The 19,565-nt window shown below is 37.0% G+C and carries 23 protein-coding genes; 6 read left to right on the forward strand and 17 right to left on the reverse strand.

What is annotated here, in order from left to right:
• Positions 1-60 precede the first annotated feature (60 nt).
• A complete protein-coding gene (locus K4422_RS09935) occupies positions 61-330 on the reverse strand; it encodes an HU family DNA-binding protein (RefSeq protein WP_230711015.1) in 270 nt (89 codons plus the stop codon).
• Positions 331-618: 288 nt separating this feature from the next.
• Between K4422_RS09935 and K4422_RS09940 the strand changes: the two genes are divergently transcribed.
• Positions 619-1,350: an MIP/aquaporin family protein gene (locus K4422_RS09940; protein ID WP_206903438.1), complete on the forward strand. Its 732-nt coding sequence runs from the start codon at positions 619-621 to the stop codon at positions 1,348-1,350.
• 75 nt (positions 1,351-1,425) lie between these two features.
• Here K4422_RS09940 and K4422_RS09945 read toward each other — a convergent pair whose 3' ends face one another.
• From K4422_RS09945 to K4422_RS09965, 5 genes are all read right to left on the reverse strand, one after another.
• Positions 1,426-2,322 carry a metallophosphoesterase gene (locus K4422_RS09945; protein WP_206903437.1) on the reverse strand — a complete coding sequence of 299 codons (897 nt, stop codon included), beginning with the start codon at positions 2,320-2,322 and terminating at the stop codon, positions 1,426-1,428.
• On the reverse strand, positions 2,300-2,701 hold the full coding sequence (locus K4422_RS09950; RefSeq protein ID WP_230711017.1) for an iron-sulfur cluster biosynthesis family protein: 402 nt from the start codon (positions 2,699-2,701) through the stop codon (positions 2,300-2,302). Before K4422_RS09950 ends, K4422_RS09945 begins: the two co-directional genes overlap by 23 nt.
• Positions 2,702-2,761: 60 nt before the next feature.
• Complete coding sequence (locus K4422_RS09955) at positions 2,762-3,331, reverse strand: GNAT family N-acetyltransferase (RefSeq protein WP_230711019.1); 570 nt, start codon at positions 3,329-3,331, stop codon at positions 2,762-2,764.
• 24 nt (positions 3,332-3,355) lie between these two features.
• Positions 3,356-4,936, reverse strand: coding sequence for an amidohydrolase (locus K4422_RS09960; RefSeq protein WP_230711022.1), 1,581 nt, complete (start codon positions 4,934-4,936; stop codon positions 3,356-3,358).
• A 212-nt stretch (positions 4,937-5,148) separates the two neighbouring features.
• A complete protein-coding gene (locus K4422_RS09965; RefSeq protein WP_230711023.1) occupies positions 5,149-5,361 on the reverse strand; it encodes a hypothetical protein in 213 nt (70 codons plus the stop codon).
• A 137-nt stretch (positions 5,362-5,498) separates the two neighbouring features.
• Here K4422_RS09965 and K4422_RS09970 point away from each other — a divergent pair, with 137 nt between their 5' ends.
• Positions 5,499-5,948: a YueI family protein gene (locus K4422_RS09970; RefSeq protein ID WP_206903433.1), complete on the forward strand. Its 450-nt coding sequence runs from the start codon at positions 5,499-5,501 to the stop codon at positions 5,946-5,948.
• A 107-nt stretch (positions 5,949-6,055) separates the two neighbouring features.
• Positions 6,056-6,469 (forward strand): hypothetical protein, encoded by a 414-nt coding sequence (locus K4422_RS09975; RefSeq protein WP_206903432.1) that lies wholly within the window; start codon positions 6,056-6,058, stop codon positions 6,467-6,469.
• 58 nt (positions 6,470-6,527) lie between these two features.
• Here K4422_RS09975 and gshAB read toward each other — a convergent pair whose 3' ends face one another.
• From gshAB to K4422_RS09990, 3 genes are all read right to left on the reverse strand, one after another.
• Positions 6,528-8,789 (reverse strand): bifunctional glutamate--cysteine ligase GshA/glutathione synthetase GshB, encoded by a 2,262-nt coding sequence (gene gshAB, locus K4422_RS09980; RefSeq protein ID WP_230711025.1) that lies wholly within the window; start codon positions 8,787-8,789, stop codon positions 6,528-6,530.
• A gap of 173 nt (positions 8,790-8,962) precedes the next feature.
• Positions 8,963-9,127 (reverse strand): hypothetical protein, encoded by a 165-nt coding sequence (locus K4422_RS09985; protein ID WP_206903430.1) that lies wholly within the window; start codon positions 9,125-9,127, stop codon positions 8,963-8,965.
• A 379-nt stretch (positions 9,128-9,506) separates the two neighbouring features.
• On the reverse strand, positions 9,507-10,532 hold the full coding sequence (locus tag K4422_RS09990; RefSeq protein WP_230711027.1) for a zinc-binding alcohol dehydrogenase family protein: 1,026 nt from the start codon (positions 10,530-10,532) through the stop codon (positions 9,507-9,509).
• 195 nt (positions 10,533-10,727) lie between these two features.
• On the opposite strand from K4422_RS09990, the gene K4422_RS09995 reads away from it, so the two are divergent.
• A complete protein-coding gene (locus K4422_RS09995) occupies positions 10,728-11,237 on the forward strand; it encodes an RNA polymerase sigma factor (protein WP_230711030.1) in 510 nt (169 codons plus the stop codon).
• Entirely contained in the window at positions 11,218-12,312 is a 1,095-nt protein-coding gene (locus tag K4422_RS10000; protein WP_230711032.1) for an anti sigma factor C-terminal domain-containing protein, read from the forward strand. Before K4422_RS09995 ends, K4422_RS10000 begins: the two co-directional genes overlap by 20 nt.
• A 66-nt stretch (positions 12,313-12,378) precedes the next feature.
• Here the strand turns inward: K4422_RS10000 and K4422_RS10005 are convergent, their stop codons facing one another.
• The 4 genes from K4422_RS10005 to K4422_RS10020 form a co-directional block, all read right to left on the reverse strand.
• The gene (locus tag K4422_RS10005) at positions 12,379-12,894 is read right to left on the reverse strand and encodes a DNA topology modulation protein FlaR (RefSeq protein WP_230711034.1); all 516 of its coding nucleotides are present in this window, start codon (positions 12,892-12,894) and stop codon (positions 12,379-12,381) included.
• A 224-nt stretch (positions 12,895-13,118) separates the two neighbouring features.
• Complete coding sequence (locus tag K4422_RS10010; RefSeq protein ID WP_230711036.1) at positions 13,119-13,469, reverse strand: DUF2200 domain-containing protein; 351 nt, start codon at positions 13,467-13,469, stop codon at positions 13,119-13,121.
• A gap of 16 nt (positions 13,470-13,485) precedes the next feature.
• Positions 13,486-14,256 carry a hypothetical protein gene (locus K4422_RS10015; RefSeq protein WP_230711043.1) on the reverse strand — a complete coding sequence of 257 codons (771 nt, stop codon included), beginning with the start codon at positions 14,254-14,256 and terminating at the stop codon, positions 13,486-13,488.
• A gap of 117 nt (positions 14,257-14,373) precedes the next feature.
• Entirely contained in the window at positions 14,374-15,033 is a 660-nt protein-coding gene (locus tag K4422_RS10020) for a cyclic nucleotide-binding domain-containing protein (RefSeq protein WP_230711045.1), read from the reverse strand.
• Positions 15,034-15,122: 89 nt separating this feature from the next.
• Between K4422_RS10020 and K4422_RS10025 the strand changes: the two genes are divergently transcribed.
• Positions 15,123-15,287 (forward strand): hypothetical protein, encoded by a 165-nt coding sequence (locus K4422_RS10025; protein ID WP_206903422.1) that lies wholly within the window; start codon positions 15,123-15,125, stop codon positions 15,285-15,287.
• 296 nt (positions 15,288-15,583) lie between these two features.
• On the opposite strand, the gene K4422_RS10030 is transcribed toward K4422_RS10025, so the two are convergent.
• From K4422_RS10030 to K4422_RS10045, 4 genes are all read right to left on the reverse strand, one after another.
• Positions 15,584-16,087 carry a hypothetical protein gene (locus K4422_RS10030; RefSeq protein ID WP_230711050.1) on the reverse strand — a complete coding sequence of 168 codons (504 nt, stop codon included), beginning with the start codon at positions 16,085-16,087 and terminating at the stop codon, positions 15,584-15,586.
• 66 nt (positions 16,088-16,153) lie between these two features.
• Positions 16,154-16,726, reverse strand: coding sequence for a GNAT family N-acetyltransferase (locus K4422_RS10035; protein WP_230711051.1), 573 nt, complete (start codon positions 16,724-16,726; stop codon positions 16,154-16,156).
• 15 nt (positions 16,727-16,741) lie between these two features.
• Entirely contained in the window at positions 16,742-17,197 is a 456-nt protein-coding gene (locus K4422_RS10040; protein ID WP_230711052.1) for a GNAT family N-acetyltransferase, read from the reverse strand.
• A 107-nt stretch (positions 17,198-17,304) separates the two neighbouring features.
• On the reverse strand, positions 17,305-19,503 hold the full coding sequence (locus tag K4422_RS10045; protein ID WP_230711053.1) for a helix-turn-helix transcriptional regulator: 2,199 nt from the start codon (positions 19,501-19,503) through the stop codon (positions 17,305-17,307).
• Positions 19,504-19,565 lie beyond the last annotated feature (62 nt).

The following is a 19,565-nucleotide window of genomic DNA, read 5'->3' on the forward strand; positions in this document are numbered from 1 at the left end:
GTATTGATGATAAATAAAGAAGGAAGCCCGGTATTACAGGCTTCCTAAAGCTGTTTTATTTTACACAGCGTCTTTTAATTGTTTGCCTGGTTTAAAAGCTGGTGTAACAGATGCTGGAATTTCGATTTCTTCACCAGTTTGTGGGTTGCGACCTTTACGTGCAGCACGTTTACGTGTTTCAAAAGTACCAAAACCCATAATTTGTACGCTTTCTTCTGACTTCAATGTTGTTTCAACAGTATCGATGATGGCAGCCAAGACAGCAGTCGCGTCTTTTTTTGTAACCCCTGATTTTTCAGCAACAGCTGAAATTAAATCTGCTTTGTTCATTAATAATTCCTCCTACTCGGAATAAAATAATTAGGATGTTATTCAATCCTTGTCTTTTATTCTAGCAAAACCCTTGATATGACGCAATAGAAAACACTTTCTATGATTACTATTAAAATAATTGTAATAATCTTAATAATAATGTAACAGCATTTTTTCAGAAATTATCAGAAGTGTTATCATTTGTCTTTTTAAATAAAATCTGTTTTTATAGTAATGTTTGAGTTTTTTAGCTTACTTTTTTGCACTTATTTTAAACGCAAACAAAAATTTGAGGAGGTTTTTTATTTGGATTATTCACTAATGACACGCCTAGCAGCCGAATTTGTCGGTACAGCTTTTTTAATTATGCTAGGTAACGGCGCTGTTGCAAACGTCGACTTGAAAGGAACAAAAGGGTACGGCAGTGACTGGATGTTAATTGCTGTTGGTTATGGGTGTGGGGTTATGATCCCTGCCATGATGTTTGGCTCTATCAGCGGTAACCATATCAACCCAGCTTTTTCAATTGGTTTAGCTGTTGCCGGCATGTTCCCTTGGAGCGAAGTTTTGCCATATATCGTAGCGCAAATGCTTGGTGCCATTGTGGGACAATTAATCGTCGTAGCGTGTTATAAACCATACTACGATCAAACAGAAGATACCAATCATGTTTTGGGAACATTTTCAACGATTAACAGTGTTGGTTCAAAATTAAACGGTTTTGTAAATGAGTTTTTTGGTTCATTTATTTTATTCTTTGGAGCGATCGGAATTACCAAAGCACCATTTTTCCAAAATAATTTAGGAACTGCTCATTTTGCTTTAGGTTTTCTAGTTTGGACCTTGGTTGCGTCATTAGGTGGACCAACCGGGCCTGGTTTAAACCCTGCTCGTGATTTAGGGCCTCGAATTCTTCACAGTATTTTACCTTTAAAATATAAAGGTTCTTCCCAGTGGGACTATGCTTGGGTACCCGTTTTAGCACCAATTTTAGCAAGTATCGTCGCAATTTTATTATACAAAGGTTTATTTTTATAATCTTACTTGAATCATTGCAACAAATAAAAAGTAGTACCAAAAGGCCCTTTATCAGGCTGTTTTGGTACTGCTTTTTTAATAGTCAATCATGGTGACGGCTTGTTCAAATTCGCTTTTTAAATGTTGCTTTTGATATTCTTTAAACTGAGCTTCATGAGCTTTTAATACGCCTCGCAATTTCATCGGGTTGTATTCTTCCACTAATTGATTTTCTAAAACAAACTCTCGTGTCAGCTGCCATTCAAAAAAGTAGCCAAAAGGACGGCAGCTATAGCGTGTCCCATTTATTTTTTTATCATCAAAGCGACGATGGGTATGGCCAAAAACCACTTGTTCAAGATTATCATAGTGATCTAAAAGCTCCCCTAATTTTTCTGAACCCAAAAAAGCGTTTAACTCGTTCCAACGTTTTAATTTCGGATCTGTTTGATAGACAATAAATTCCTTTTTAGGAACAAAATGCGTTGCTAAAATGACTTTTTTATCGGCTTTTTTTAAAGCATCTAATAATTTTTTTAAACGTTTTTGCAATTGCGCATCTACTTTTTGATCACTTTCTTCTCGTTTAATCACGCGGTCATACCAATAAAGCCGCTTGATTGCTTCGATTTTTTCTTTATCTTTTAGCGTTGAAAAACGATAGTCATACCACCCATTATAGCCCACTAAAACTGTTTTTTGATTTAAAGCTAAAGCTTTCTGATTTAAAAAAGCTGGATTGGGGTAATCTTCAATTTCCGCAGCAGTTAAATCTGCCATTTCATGATTGCCCCAATTAAAAGTAGTCGGTAAGTATTGCTCAAAATAGGCGACAATTGCTTGTGCTTTTTCCACTTTGTTGGCCAAATCACCGGCAAAATGGAGCCGATCTGCTTTTTTTTCTTTTAAAACGGACAATAACTGTGCTAAATCTTCCGTTGTAAAACGATTGATATCTGCATGAAGATCACTAACAACCGCTAATTTTCCCATCATTACCACCTGCAATCACTTTATCAATTCGTAAGATAGGAATATTATTCGCTAAAATTCCACTATCTCCTTTTAATTGCAATATCTGGAGTGTTTGATTTACCACTAGACGCGTATTTTCTTCCAAATACCGTTCGGAGCTTTTTTTAATTTTTAACGGTCCAATATCTGTTATTAAGGTCTCGTTGTAGACATTTAGTCCCACCGCAGGATAATCAGCTGGCGTGATAATAATCCGAAAACTTAAATCCAAGCGACAGCTAAGACCGGTGTTAGCAAAAGGGCCATCTCCATCTTCAAAATCGAGGTAAACTAAATCACCTGGCTGCATTTTATCACGGATTAATTTCACAACTTCAGTATCAATTGAAAGTTTCATATTATCATTTCCTTTCAAAGTATCTGTTTTTTTAACTATTGTATATTTTACTAGCCCAGCTTACATGACGCGTTTTTGCCAATCGGCAGCAGTAATCAGATACAAAGCCTCATCAATTAGCTCGCCTTTCCATAAACGACTGCTTTTGATTTCGGTAACTTTTTTCATCCCTATCTTTTCCATCACTCGCCCAGATTTAGCATTTTCCAAATTATGATAGGCACTAATTGCGACTAACTTCATTTTATCAAAACCTAAAACGAGTAAAGCAAAAGCCGCTTCTGGCATTAAACCTTGCCCCCAATAAGCTTTATTTAACGTATACCCTAGCTCGCCTCGACCATAATTAGCTTCCACCCGTAGATCGATTGTGCCAATCATTTTACCGCTCTTTTTTTCCTCAATGGCATACTTGCCTAGGGGATCTGCCATAAAATAGTTGGCAATAGCAAATTTACTATCTTCTAAACTGCGATGGGTTTGAAAAACATAGCGGGTTGTTTCTTCGTCACTTGCGTATTCATACATATCTTTTGCATCCGTTATTTTAAGCGGTCGTAATCGTAAACGATTGGTCTCCAATACGGTATTTTCAGCGAATGTCAAAGGAATATTAACGAATTCTTCCATTTTACACCTCTATTTCATTTGTTTTTATGCGTTTAGTTCTTTTCCCCGGAGATACATTTTTTCAATTGTTGTCTTTTGCCACTGCTGCGGATCGACGTTAAATAAGTCTTGGGAAAGAACAATGATGTCAGCACTTTGACCAACTGTAAGCATCCCTGTTTGCGCTGTTTCTACCATACCTGCTGCAGCTTTTGTATACATGCTTAAGGCAGTAACAAGATCGATTGCCTCTTTATGATTTAAATCCTCCCCATTTGCGCCAAGACGTGTAACCGCACAAGCAAGACTAGCAAAAACATCATCTGGTTTAATCCAAGCGGTCGCAGGAGCATCAGAAGATAATGCTGTCCGCACCCCACTTTGTAACATGGAAGCTAGGGGATAACATTCCTTCAAACGTTTTTCATCTAAATTTTGAAAATAAGCAGCATATTCAGCGTACAAGAAAATGATTTGTGTAACAAAGGCAAAATTCATTTTTGCATCCCGAAATTGTTTTAATATTTTATCATCTAGTAATGTTGCGTGTTCAATTCTGACCGAAGGACGATCAGATAACCACGGTTGTAAATCACCATAAGTATCCAAAATCAACTGAATTGCGGCATCCCCCATCGCATGGATCGCAATTTGACAGTTATTTTCTTTTGCAAATTTATATGCCAGTTGTAAGTCTTTAGCAGTATTAATAGAAAATCCGGTGGTAGTCGCATTTTTATAAGGTTTTTTAACTCTGGCAGTTCGATTGGAAATCGTCCCATCCATAAACAATTTAATTCCTGCAACATGCACGTGGGGATGGGTAGGTTGCGGTAATTTAGTCAAATTGAAGCGTTTAATTTCATCGATGGAGTAATACAAATAAACTTCTTGTTCCAAGGTGCGACGAGCTGCTTCTGAATAAATTTCAGCATAATCAAATGGTGCAACCAAACTAATCATGTCACTAATCACACCGATACCACGACTACGATAATGTGCGGCCAATTTCAAGGTGCGTTTGACGACATTTTCAAAGGTGTCCTTTTCTTTGACTGCTTTAATTAATTTACTGGCACCATTTTCCAACATTACGCCATTGGGTTCACCATTTTCAAAATGTCCAATCATGCCCCCAAAAGGGTCGGGAGTCTCTTTTGTAATGCCGGCTAATTTTAGCGCCACAGAGTTAACCGCACAAGAATGACAATCTGAACGCAAGACATAAACGGGTTGGGTAGTGGATACCTTGTCTAAATCGTGACGTGTTGGCGTGCGGGATTCTGCAAGTTTTGATTCATCATACCCCCAACCTTCAATCCACGCATCTTTTTTGCCTACTTGAGGGGAATTTTTTAAAGCTGCAATCATCTCTTCAATACTGAAAACATTAGGTGGTGTACAAGCAACACTACCTAATGTTTCTGAAATCCACAACGGATGAGTATGGACATCCCAAAAACTCGGTAAGGTCAACCGCCCTTTTAAATCCACTACTTCATCAGCAGCACGTTTGCGTGCGGTTTGACTATCCCCAATCCAGCTAATTGTCTCATCTGTTATCTCCATGGCAGAGACAAATTTTTCACCGGTAAAAATTTTACCATTTATTAAAATGCGTTTCACAAAAATCCCTTCTTCGTCCTTTTCTTTTTATTATAGTACAAAAAAAGCTTTAAAATAGTAAAAATACCAACGCTACCTCCAAATCGACAACTGAAATAGGCATAGACAATAAACTACAAGCAAATAAAAAACACGTCACAAATCTAAATAGGCTTAGGAAAACTGGTGTAAACAACCCCCAAGCTTCAGATTGGTGACGTGCTTTTTTGTGATTATGAACGCTCCATCTGGCGCACTTTTAAAAATTTCAAGCCAGCTGGTATTAAAATCACCAGCAAAATTCCCCCAATGATTTGAAAAAGAGAAAGGCTGTCGATATATGTACTAACCAATAAAAATAAAATAATCAACGGTAACAGCATTTTTTCCCCTAAGTTTTCCAAAATAGTCGCCTTCTTTCTTCTTTGTTGTTCATCTACTGACAATTAGTATACCCCTTTCATTTTCAGAAAAAAAGGCGATTTCCAATGAAATCCTGTAAATAATCAGAATGCAAGCATTTTCTTACCTTTTCTTTCAAACATGCTATAATTAGCTTATCAGAATTATTGGGGGAGACGAGATGACAGACGAATTACAACAGCACTTGGATAAGGGGCGCTATGGTACGCCGTTAGTTAATCCTGATGAACAACATAAATATATGGGAACATTTCGTGAACGCTGCTATTTAAGCATGACCATTGCGCAAATGAAAAATCCCACTGATAAAGACAGTTTTTTAACTGAATTAAAAAAACATGAAGATGCCACGATTCTTTTAAATGGCCAAATGCCAGAAAGTCTACAAGGCGAATATATTCAACTGGCCACTAAAAACAATGCAAAATTTACAGTCGTGAATGATTTTGTAGATGCTAATCCCGACAGCTTTGGTTTGCTATTAGTTGCTAAAGAAGCCGTCAACGAGCCGGTAATTGATGTGGAAAAAAAATATCCTGAAGAAAATGAAGAAAAAACAGAACAAAAACCGGAGAAAAAAACCGGCTTTTTTGAGCGCTTATTTCATTAAAATCAAAAATTAAAGCGATGAGACAGCTGACGATTTGCTGACAAAAACGAGTTTTAAATGATTTGATAACTCAATCATTTAAAACAGCTTAATTAGGAGGGATTGCTATGACACAACCAGAATACACTGCTTTAAAAACGGAATTACTAGAAGCCCTTGATACGCATATTGATATTTTGAAGGATGCTTCTTATATTCAACCTGATCATTTGGATGGAATTATGTTTATGATGCGCAGTTTTGGCTTTATGCTGGACCGTGCACCAAAAGTTTTATCTTGTGATGATCCAGATGAAATGAATTACCTAATGTTCCAATATTACAGTTTGTTAACGGAGCTGAAGTACAATTTAACCTTGAATTTTCCTTATGCCAAAATCAATAATAAAAGCTTACTAGAAATTGTCGATGCTTTTCCTACAACTTACGAGAAAGAAATGAAAAACTGGTGGGAAGCTACGACTGGCTTAAAAGTGGAAGAAACCAAGCAAACCATTGAAATTAAAAGTTTTGAATATTAAAAAATAAAAGTCAGATACGCTGTCGCTAAAATTACGCAGCGTATCTGACTTTTTTAATTTAATTGATCTCAGGATATAAAAATCGCAACACGTCCATGGTCAAACGCCGGCTTTTTCCGCCAAAGGGATAGACATGCATGTGCATGGCGGGATTAAAATTGGCTTCTATAATGCCATAGGCTTTTTCTTTATTGGCGGGTTTTTCTTTGTCCGGAATAATTAAATCAATCCCGGAAATTTTAGCCCCCAAGGCTGTTACCGCATCTGCTGCAATTTTTTTATAATCTGCTGCAAAGTCATCGGTCACATCGATAGAATCCCCACCTGTGCTAACGTTAGAATTTTCCCGCAAATAAACCGTTACACCAACTTCTGGAACGCTGTTGGTTGTGTAGCCTTGTTCTTTTAGCATTAATTTTTCAAGCTCGCCTAACTGGATTAATTCTAGCGGCGAACGATGCTGTGTTCCTCTTAGCGGATCTTGATTTTTTGCAGCCACTAATTGGGCAATGGTATGCTTTCCATCACCGACAATATTTGCAGGTACTCGCAACATGATGGCTTTAACCTCACCGTCTAAAACAAAGAAACGATATTCAGTTCCTGCCATAAATTCCTCTACTAAAACAGCTGTGTCCTCAGCAAAGGCAATTGTTAAGGCTTCTTTGAAATCTTCTAGACTGGCACCGTTTTTAAAAATGGATATTCCCAAACCATAATTGGTAGATTTCGGTTTGACCACAAAGCCACTTTTAGCAAATTTTGGATAAGCAAGCAGTGCCGCATCGATATCCGTAAACTCCATTCCTTGCGGTACGCGAAAGCCCGCTTTAGCTAAGACTTTTTTTGTCACCGTCTTATTGGCCATCATTAACGGTACAACATAACTATCTTTACTGGTCATATTCGCATTTTTGACATATTCGGTGCGCCCAGCAAAACGTAATTGTAAAAACTGATCCTGCTCGTCCAAAACAGTAACTTGGACACCTTTTTGAATCGCATCAAACATCATGATTTGGGTTGATAATTCCATATCAGCAAAACCAGCCAATTGATAGGGTTTCGCCCACGCTTTTGCTTGGTTTTCTTTGGCGATCTTGCGTCCCCAGTTTATAGGATTTTCTTTTGTAGCTGCATACAAACGTGCCGCAAAAGTTTCGCTAGGATCTACAAAAGCATTTTCAACAAAAGTAAAGAAGTCCGTTGGTAATGGTAGCTGCAATTTTTTCACCATAGCCTTAAGTCCGGCCACCAAGTCCATTCCTTCTTCGACATAATCGGTCAGGTGATCAGGTCGTTCCAAGGCCACAAAATTATTAATTTCATCTCCTTTTGCTACCCATTCATCCGCGGCTGCCTCTTCGGGTAAATAAAGCATATACAACATAAAGGCATGGAAAAATTCCACTTGCTCTTGGCTAATGCCAAAGGGCGTAAAGGGATTTAAGTCAATATTGCGTAGTTCAATATAACGAATACCAGTTTGCGCTAAGTCCGAAACTTTTTGCCCACCCCGCAGGCGCACTGGCGCATAAAACTCTTTTTCTTCTGAAAGTTTACCGCTTTCTACCATCTGTGCAATATCGGCTAAATATTTTGCTAAACTTTCATAAGAAACATGCACATCATTGTGATTGGTATAACCAAAGCGACTGTTGCGGATACTACGTACAGGTTCATTTGGTGCATCTTCTGCCACAAAATAGCCTTCGTTACTCGTTGGTGTAGCACCAAATAAATAGGTTAAAAACCAGCGATAACGCAAATAGTTACGCGTAACTTTCAAGTAGACTGCCGTTTTAAAGTCAGTAAAATCTGGGTATTCACTTTGACTTGCAAATAAATTTTGTAACAAATCTGCGCCAAATTCGAAGTTGAAATGAATGCCTGAGACCATTTGTTTTCTTTTACCATAGGCTTTAGCCAAATAACGACGGTATAAAATATCTTCAAAAGTGTCTAATTTCGCAATAACGATGTCTTCATCTTTTGCCGGTAAACGAGGTGGCATACTCATTGGCCACATAAATTCTGCTTGCGACATTGAACGATAGGTAACGTCGTGAATAGCCGCTAACCATCGCATCAATTCACTTGCTGTTTCAGCTACAGGTGTGACTAATTCCAATTGGGTTTCGGAAAAATCAGTTTGAATATACGGGTGATACGCACGATTACCTAAGACTGAGGGATGATCTGTTTTGGCCAAGGTGCCCTCTGCTGTAATCCGTTGACTTTCTTTTTCGACACCATAGCGGGCTTGCCAAAGATAGGGTTGTACCGCTTCTTGATGCAATAATTCTTTAAATGTTTTCATAAGCAGCTTCCTTTTAGTTAGTTTCATGCTCATTATATGGGAAAGACAGCATAAAAAAAATGGAATTGCTCAAAGTTAAGGAAAATCCCATTTTACCTTAACTTTTCACCATTCCATTTTTTATTTTTGCGTAGCCACGCTAGCGTTAAAAAACGAAGCTGTCGCATCTATTCTCACTGCTTAGCAAATTCTCGATGATGATAGGCCGCCAAATAATATCCCGTCAACGTAGCCGGAAGTCCCAAAAATAAAAAAAGACGCCAATCATGAAAATCAAAAAAATACACGAGTAAAAAACCGAGTAACGTTAATCCAAAATACCGCTGTACTTTCCCCATTTTTAATCCCTCACTTCACGCTTTTAAAGTGTCGTTCCTCCTGTTAATACTATTAACACCCAATAGGCAACAAAGCCCAAAATAATCGCGACCACAACTTGGAGAATCTTTCCAATTATTTTTCTTTGTTCCATGATGTATCCTCCGTTTTTAACCCCACGCAACCTAAAAAAATTCTAATAGCATCCACCATATCATCTTCAAATTATAACAACAGTTTCATATCTGAATATTTTCAAATTTACTAAAAGCAAACTAAAAAAAACTGTCTTTAAAAATGTAACCCATTACATTTATTACTAAGACACTAATATTATAAAACAAGAAGACAAATTTTTAAAAATGCGAATTCCTATTTTAAAGATTTTAAAATAACATTCTAAAAAGGTCCCGTTACGACGACTTTACCTATCATATGTCCTTTTTCAACTAACGCGGTCGCTTTTTTCAAATTTTTTGCATTAATTCCGCCAGAAATTGTTTTGGTTAACGTTGTGTGAAGCTCTCCTTCATCAATCAATTGCGCCACGTGAGCTAAAATTTTCCCTTGACTTTCAATTTCTTGGTTGAAATCCGTTTTAGTAAACATGTATTCCCAATCAAAACTAACCGATAAATTTTTCCATGCAACTAATGGCAGTGCCTCTTTCACCTCTACAATGGTGCCAACATGTCCTAAGGGCGCAATTAAGTTACTAACGGCTTCAAAATAAGGGGTAATGGCGTAGAGTACGGCAATATAATCAAATTTATTTGTGCCAGTCGCTTGTAAATTTTGTTCCAGATCACCGTGATAATCAATCGGATAATCGACTTGATTATAGCGCAGCCATTCAAAATTATGCGGACTGCTCGTACCATAAACACTTAAGCCGGCCCAGTGCGCCAATTGACTCATAATTGAACCCACCCCGCCTGCGCTATTAATAATTAAAATCTTCTTACCCTCATTAGCATTTTTTTCTGCCACTAAACCAAATTTTTCAAATAATAGTTCATAGGCAGTCAACGTTGTTAACGGCATGGCGGCAGCCTTTGCTTCAGTCAATGTTTTAGGAGCTAGGGCACAAATACGGCGATCAACCAATTGCAATGCTTGATTACTACCAGCGCGCTTTTTTGTCCCTGCATAATACACTCTGTCGCCCACTTGAAGATCGTGGACATTTGCCCCTGTCGCCACTACCTCTCCAACTGCATCAAAGCCTAAAATTTGTGGCGTTAACGTCTTTTGAGCATTTTGTCGCAATTTGGTATCGACTGGATTCACAGAAACCGCTCTAACTGCAACTAATAGATCATTGGCTAAAGGCTGGGGACGTGGCACCATTATATCTTGAAAACTATTGGGATCACTTAGTGGTAATCCTTCATAAAATCCTACTGCCGCAATTTTTCCCGTCATACTTACTCGCCCCTTCACAAAAAAAACTTATTTTAAGGTTGCTACTTAAATAAGTGTAACAAACATCCCATTTTTATACCTTTATTCCCGCTTCAAAAAAGCACTTTCAATAAAAGTTAATAGAAATGTTAAAATTAAAGAAAAACTGTAACCAAAGCTAAAAAAAAACGTATTTATAATGAAGGGGTGAAAAAGATGAAGTCAGAATTGGCAATTTTATATGAGCGCTACGCCAAAGAATGCTGGCTTTATAGTTTGAGCCTGACAAAAGATGTAACGCTCGCAGAAGATTTAGTAAGTGATGCTTTTTTTAAACTTTTAGACGCTTTTGCTACTTTACCAGAAGAAAGGGTAAAATTTTGGTTGTTACGTGTGATCAAAAATCATTATATCGATCTTACCCGCAAGAAAAAGCGTTGGCACATTATCCCCTTAACAAAAACAACGGCACAGACAATTTCTGATTCTGATTTTTCACCTTTGGAGCAGCTGTTACAAACTGAGGAAAAAATACAGCTCTATCACGCACTAGATACCTTGCCGCAAGACCAACAAGAGCTGCTCTATTTATTTTACTTTCTCGATTGGCCAATAAAAGAAATTGCTGCACTTACAAATTTATCCCTTGGACAAGTAAAGACCCGTCTGTATCGCAGTCGCAAGCAATTAAAGGAGATGTTACAAGATGACCCAACAAAATTTTGATTTTGAAAAAGTGCAAAAAAAAATACAACAAAAAAATCATCGTCGGGGAATACTGCTTGTTTTTAGTGCGGTTCTTGTGACGATCCTACTATTTTTAGCAGTACCCAAAGTTTTGAATCAATTCTTTTATAATCCAACTGGTCAAAACGCCTATGTAGAAGGTAACCAGTATATTTTCGATCGCCAAATTTATAATGAATTGACAATCCCAGATTATGACATGACGGATTTGACGATGGAACAAACAGGAATTGGAACTTATCAAATCAACGAAACCTATCGCTCTAAATACAGCAACCAAATAATCGGTACTAAGACATTTGAAATTAAGCGGAATAAACTTTACTTGAATAATTCTGACTTTCATTATTTCACGCCCACATTTAGCCAAGAAATGCTCCCTTCAAACCAACTAGCTGACACAAAAGTTGTCAAAGCTGATACCGCTCTTGCAAAAAGCAATCTGAGAGAAAATATCAAGCCGCTGCCAAAAAGCACCTATGTTAATGTCAACCTTGTTTTTAAAGCAGATAAAAGTATTAGCGCCTACCAAGAGTGGCTAAAACTCAATACTAATAACGTGAATACATTGTGGCAGGCTGTGCGCCCTTCACAAAAGACAATTGATGACACGAATAACCCTGTTGTCGTAGGCTTTAATCCTGCTGGCGGCTTTTCGGGTATTGGCGTCGGCATTAAAAATGAAAAGCAATTAAATGATGATTTCCCCTTATTGGTTAGCCACCTAGCTGACACAAAGCAAAATCAATGGTCAGAAGAAAAACGCCAAACCACCCATTTTAAATCATTACTGCAATACTTAATCAAAAACGAGAGCTTTCTAGCACAAGACCCTAGTAAAATTCAAGCTGCGACGTTAAAAAATGTTTTAGCAGATGTGAACAAAAATGGCCTCAAAATATATGGCGTAACCCTATATTTACCCGCCTTTGAATTAGAAAAGATTTTAACAGATGACACGGTAAAAAGCGCCACTGTAACTAAAGTAGATGTCTTTCCCCTCACCAGTCAAAGTGGGCAGCTGCCCGGATTTACTTATCCACCAGAAAAATAAATCATTGAAATCGTGACAAATCATAGTTTGAATTAACTCTAGACGATTACATTCAAACTATGATTGTCAGTCACTATTTTTTGGCCGGCGATAAAAAGCATTTAATTGCTGCTGATTTTTAATAACGATAACCTTTTGTGGGTATTGGTTTTGAATGGTTTGATAGTGCTTTCTCACATTCGAAGTTCGTCCTTTCCAGATAATCCACCAGAAAAATTCCCAACTAAAATGTTCTGGAGAGTTAGCTGCCATATCCGGTCTAGATTTACCATGATAACGCACTGTTCGTTTAAATATCCGCCAAAGAGCGGCATAACGGGGAAATAATAAGAGTACAATTTGGTCTGCCTGTTTCAAACGTTCTGCTTGATAATAACGGGTATAATTGCCGTCAATAATCCAATCTGGTTTTCCCATAAAATCTTCGACAATCTCTTTGGCAACAGTTTCTGGACGCGTTTGCCAGTTGTCAGTGAACTGCACTTGATCTAAATGCAGGTAACTAATACCATACTGCTTGCCTAAATAAGCGGCTAAAGTCGACTTACCGCTACCAGAATAACCTAAAATTGCAATTTTCATCCTATCCCCGCCTTAAACTAAAGTATTTTTTTAGTATAGCAAAAAAAGAGGTTGGAACAGAAGCGTCTAACTCCGAGGAGTTGCTGCTGATTCCACCGTTTATTCAGATACGAATAGTCTGGGACATAACTTTTTGAGTTATGTCCCAGACTATTTTTACTGCATGAAATTTAGCGCAATACATTGGATACGCAAAGTTATCTGGTTAAAAAGGGTTGCTTTCCTCAATTGCTACGTAAAATTTTATCCATCGCTTTACCTTTTGCCAGTTCATCAACTAACTTATCTAAATAGCGAATTTTTTGCATCAAAGGGTCTTTTATTTCTTCCACCCGTACGCCACAAATCACACCTTTAATGGAAGTTGCTGCTGGATTAAGTTGTGGCGCTTTTAAAAAGAAGTTTTCAAAATCGGTATCATTTTGTATCTCCCTAGCTAATTGTTCTTTGTCAAAGCCCGTCAGCCACATGATAATTTCATCCACTTCAGCTTTACTGCGGCCTTTGCGCTCTGCTTTTTTTACATATAAGGGATATACTTTAGCAACAGGCATGGTAAAAATTTTCTCTGACATAACTGTCCTTTCTGAGCTATTTCACCACCGTATAACTATCAATGGTGTTGCCCTTGTCATCTTTTAGCACCAACCAACTATTGGTACCGGCAAAATATAAAAAATTGCCCAACTCATTCACACTTTTAAAAACAATATCTGCAATCGTCGTAAAGTCTTTCACCTTATCCGCATTTTCATCCCGTAATTGATTGGTAAAACGTACCGCAAAGCCTACGCTACCATCTTTATTCAAAGGTGCTTCGGCTTTTAATTTCGCTCCTTTTAATAAGACCAATTCATTACGCTTACGCCAAATTGCCTCTCCTGTAGCGCCTTCATGGTTAATGTGAAACGTAATGTCACTGACTTTTTTATTCCAGCGGTGTTGTGCTTTGGCCGGTTTTTTCTTCACTTTGGCCATTGGATAGCCTAAAAAATTAAAGACAGAAAAAAGATCCAACTGAAATGTTGCAAGGTTATCATATTGATTACTTGGAATTTTTTCAGTCGGGGCTTTCGTGATGACTTCTAAGCCATTTTCTTCCCAAACATTTACTAAATGTTGCAATAAAAGCACTGGCTCGATTTCCCAAGGCACCTCAATGACAATAGTTGGCTGGGTGACTGACTTTGGATCCGTAAGTTCTATTGTCTTAACCTGTCTTTCTTCTGTCGTTATATAAATTCCTCGCTCCACTTTAGGCAAAATCTTCTTTGTTGGTACAAAATACAAGTGGCTTTGCCATTTTTCCCAATAGATTTCTCTTAAATCCTCTGTAAGTTTTACCGCTAATTCCAAGTCCATCCTAACGCCTCCATCTTTTTTCTTTGCTTTCATTTTAGCTGGAATGTAACTTGAGGACAATCAATGCGCTTTTAAGAGCTCGCTAAAATTTTTTCTATCACTAGGACATATGTCCCACTATAAATATCCTTTCGCAAAATGCTGCAATTGGTCCGGCTGTAAAATTTCGTAGCCATTGCCAACTTTTGTCAAAACGCCAGTTGTTATTAAATCATTTAGCAAACGAAACATATGACGGTAGCTCATTCCAATTGTCGCCGCCACATCGGTTAGATTATCGCTAAAGAAATTTTTATATGCCGATTGCAGGATATAATCACATAGACGCTGTTTTCCTGGATAAAAAGCCGCCGATAAAAAATTTTCCGAACTAAGCTGTAGTTTTTCGGCCAAGCCTTGTGCCATTGTGTTCATAAAAAGACTATTCTGTCGTAAATAAGCTTCATTGGGCAAAATCGGCAGGGCAATACACTGAAAATCAGACAATGCCACCATTGTCGTTTCCGCCTCATCTTTTCTCATAGCAAACTCCATATCGCCAATAATACCTTCAGAAATATAGTAGGCTAAAACCAAATTTTTGCCATTATCAGCTAAGGTACAAACTTTCGCTTTGCCGGATAAAACAAAAAGCAAGCGATCCAACAACGCACCTTGGGTAATGATGGTTTCTCTTTGTTCAAATTGCCACAACTCACACCCTCGTAAATGGTCTTTTGCTAAATTCCATTCTGCCAAAATTTGTTCTTGTTTAACATTTAGCGACTTTTTTTGCAATGTATCCGCCTCCAATCACTTTCATTATGACATATGTCCTATCTGGATAAAACTAAAAGACGCTAAACTAGTTTCAGGAGGTGAGGAAGATGTTACAATTTATTATTTTATTTAGTATCATCACCGCATTTTTACTCTTGATCAAATTCATGCAAGTCCGGATTCAAAAAGGAAGTCGCAGCTACCATGAACAATTGGCTCATTACGAAAATGCTTGGCAAAAACAAGTACTTCGTCATGCCTTGAGTAGATAATTATAAATGCAGAAAATACCGCTTAGCTCTTTTACAAAATCTCAGAAATTTGTATTTTGATGCTCTTTATCAGAGACTGATTCTTGCATTTTTTTAAAGAGCTGGTATTTGAAATGAAACATTTCAAAAGTACGCACTAGCCCCCTAACTATTGCGTCAGAAAAAAAACAGGAACTGTCTTACAAAAGTAGGCAGTTCCTGTTTTTTTGTGTGGCAGTTTATCTTTTATTGTAGCTAAAAAAATGCAACAAAATGCTTTTTTCTGCCACTGCTAAATCATATGTCGCTAATGCGTGTTACTCGCTTTGCTCTAATTTAACATTCTCATGATCATATACAAAGATTAAGAGGGTTACAAAACCGACAATCAAGGTTTCAAAGTTCTCTTTTAATACTTGAACTGTAAAAGTATAGGCTTCTTTTTCTTTGCCAACTTGCACTGTTGCAATTTTTTCTACACCTTTAATGATAGCAAAGCTATCTCCTAAAAATGTTCCCGTAAGTGCTAAACTTTCTCCTTTAATTTCATAACTCGTACGGAAATTTTTCATATCTTTGACGATACTAATTTCATTATAGGCTCTTAGTTTCAAAAACAGCCGTGGTAAGTCGACATACCCCATGCTATAGCGTTTGCGCTTTATTTCCCCTAATTCTTGCCCATCAGTGTTATACAGTCGGTATCTTTTACGTGTAGGCAAGGTCAAAACCTCTGACAAAAAATAAACTTCCTTTTTATTTTCTAAAACTTGGCATACTTTGTCCTCTTCAGCACTTTTAACAAACGTCAATTCCCTCATTTTCTTTTCTCCTTACCTGTTCTTCTTTTTTTGTAGCTTAAAATTTCTATATAAAAATGAAAACGTCTATTTTCTTAAACGATTTAATATTTCTATAACCGCTGGGTAATCGTCATTAACTGTGCCATCAAGATTTTCTGCCATTAAGGAAAAGGCAAATTTTTCATACAAGCCAATAGCATCGTGACTCCACGTTTGCGTATGCAGATAAATTGTCGCTTCTTCTGGCATCATGGTTTGAAAAATTTGCAATATCCGTGCTACCAACGCTTTTGCCAGTCCTAGTCCCTGATACTTAGGATCAACTGCCAACCAATGAAATAAAGGATAACTTTCTCCTTGAATTTCTTTTTGCCACGCCGTACAGGTTGCAACTTTTTTACCGTTGGGATCGACCACAAACAACATCTGCTGCGCTAATTTTTCTTTGTAGGGTGCAAAGGTACGTTTGAAATAGCGCATTGCTTCGGTTGTATTTTCAAATTCTAAAACACTCGTTTCAATTTCACTCCACGCTTTTTCATCACCAACTTGATAAAATTGAAATGAAAATCCCTTTGGCAAAGCTGCCGCTAAAATCGGCAGCGTCAGTTTGCGTTTCATCCAAACTTCTTTATAAGGAATTGATTTATCTAACAATACTAAACTCTCCTTTTACTCTATATCTTGGGCCAGACGGACCATATCCTTTAATACCAGACCATTTTCAATAATTTCTTCAGGATAATGGCGCACAAAAAAGTCACGCTCAATATGGGTCATCCGAAAGCCACATTTTTGATACAGATAAAGTTGTTCCATCCCAGTTGATCCGGTACCAATTTCAACTGTTCGAAAACCATTTTTCTTACTCCACCAAAGAGCATGGCCTAACAGCGTTTGTGCTAATTTTTGTCTACGAAATGGTTTGGCAACTGCTACGTTCATGATTTCAACGGTTTCCGGCCGTGTCGGCAATAACACGATAACCCCTGCCAATTTCCCTTCTTGTCGCAATTCAAAAGCTGTCCCTCGTTTTGTATAGTCTCTCACTATTTTTTCTGCCGGATCAGCCTCTAATAACAAGGTTAAATGCTGCTCTGTAATACGATTAAATTCACTTATTTCCATACTTACGCTCCTATTTTTAATTCTCGTTACTTTCTATCGATCGGTAACAAAATCAAAGAATTTCTTTCTACAAATAATATTTTTTTACGACACAGTGATATTTACTTTTATTTTTCTTCATTGCCATAAGTTTGATATTTGCCTGGTGTGACACCTTCATATTGCTTAAACATGCGAATGAATGTGTTGACATTCTTGACTCCTACAGACTCAGCAACTTCATTAACTTTCATTTTTTTCTCCATTAATAATTTTTTCGCATAATTTACTTTCAATTGATTCAAATAACTCTTGAATGTAATCCCTGTTCCTTCTTTAATTAGACGAGACAAATAGGATTCTGTTAATTTAAAGTTTTCAGCTAAATCAGATAGAGATAGATCCTCTTTATAATTTATATCAATATATTCCAGCACACGTTTTATAATATCTTGCGCCTCTTCTTCGCTCTCTTTGGCAGCAGTAAATACTTCTTGGAATAATGTCAAAAACACTCTATAGAGCTCTTTGGAATCTGTACTAATTAGCTGTTCAAATAGTGTTTGATTATTCGTATAGAAATCAGCAAAATCTACACCCAACAATTGCGTAATTCGTTTTATTGTATTAATTAAAGACTGCTTTAAATCTTCTAACGCATGGGTCGTAAGTCTTTTTTCAATGTAATTTGTTCGTAAAATATTCTCAACCAGATTACGTGCTTCCTCAATTTTTCGCGCTTTAACAAGATGGACAAGTCTCTGCTCAGCTTCAACAGAGTAAACAAAGTCATTGCCTTTATCTAGAGAACGATTAATAATAATTTGTTCAGGTTTAAATAAGCTGTCTGTATTTAAACTAAAAACGTCTCTAAAAACCGATGCAAAATCTGTAATCGTATCAAATGGAACTGATAGGAAAAACTGACTTTCTAAATGAAGATTATTTGCCAAGAGGTTACGTAAATCTTCAATTCTCCTTAAGACCCCCGCTTGTTCTTTCGTAGAATAAATTAAAGCAAATCGTCCGGAATCAATCGGTTGGACGTATAACTTAATATTTTTCGTATCTGTCCCATATTCAATAATCCTTTGTCGTGCTTTTAGCAGCTCTCTTTCTTTTAAGTTCTCTTCATCTGTTGAACGTCCCTTAATCGTTAAAATTGCAATTAACCCCCCTGATTTTAGTGACTCTAACCCCACACTAGAAGCGATTCTTTGAAGATCATTAGGTGGATATTTCCCCAGTAAAACATTTTTGAAAAACATTTCTCTAATGTCTTCAATATTTGATGCTTGAAAGCGATCATAGTCCGCACGACCCGTTTTTAAATCTTCAATTTTTTTCAATAGAATTTCCACGTTTACGCTACCGCTATCATCATGTTGAATTTCTGAGATTATTTTGCGATAAGGACGATAATTCGTTCGACTAAAATATAGCGTCAGTAATGAACCCAACAACAAAGAGGCAACTAAAACAGCGACAATAACCCACACAGTATCTAAGGGTAAACGACTTAAGTTCTTTTGCGGCACGATATAGACATAAGCCAACGAAGGAACGATGTTGGAAAACTTCCAAAAAATAGAATTATCTGACTCTACTTTATGTCCAATTAGATTCGATTTTTGTGGCTTTATCGGAACTAAAGAAGATAATATACTAATCCCATCTCCAAGGTTCTTTTTGCTCGCCTCTGAATCTTGAAAGTATAACTTTCCTAACTCATTAATATTTTCTTGTGCGTGAAGGCGCTGCTTATCCCAATTTACAATAAAATATAACGAAGCTGGATTATCTGCTTGATAAATTTTTCTTAGTAGATAAATACTTTGATTTACGGTAATAATACGAATTCTATACCGATCATCATCATTAAAAAATTCTTGAATTTCAGGATTGTCCTTGGGTATCCCAATAAAACTTAAATAATCATCAAAATCAAAATAACCATTCAATCCTACAACTTTTTGATTTATCCCTTGTGTGATTCCGAGATTATAACCTAACTGATAGCCTGAAAAAAGATTATCTTTCATTTGGTCGAAGATATCTGAAAATAATGCATAATTATTTTGTTTTACATTGGCTAATTCTTGGATCTTTTTATTGTCGGCTAACATTTGTGTTGAATCAATTGCCGTCTCAATCTGTGAATCAATCCGTGCACTTTCTCTTTCCAAATAGAATTCTACCTCAACGGCAGACTCATAACGCTGACGGCTCAATTCTTTGGAAATAAAAACAAAAAGTAATAAAACTGTATATAAAACAATAATGATGGAAAAAGAGAAAAAAATCTTTTTGTATATTGTATTCCTCATTTGACACCCCCATTGAATTATGGCACAGTTTTTATGCTAAAAAAAGACAAAAAGACAACGGT

The organism is Enterococcus sp. SMC-9, from assembly GCF_021011285.1.
Taxonomy (GTDB): domain Bacteria; phylum Bacillota; class Bacilli; order Lactobacillales; family Enterococcaceae; genus Enterococcus_C; species Enterococcus_C montenegrensis.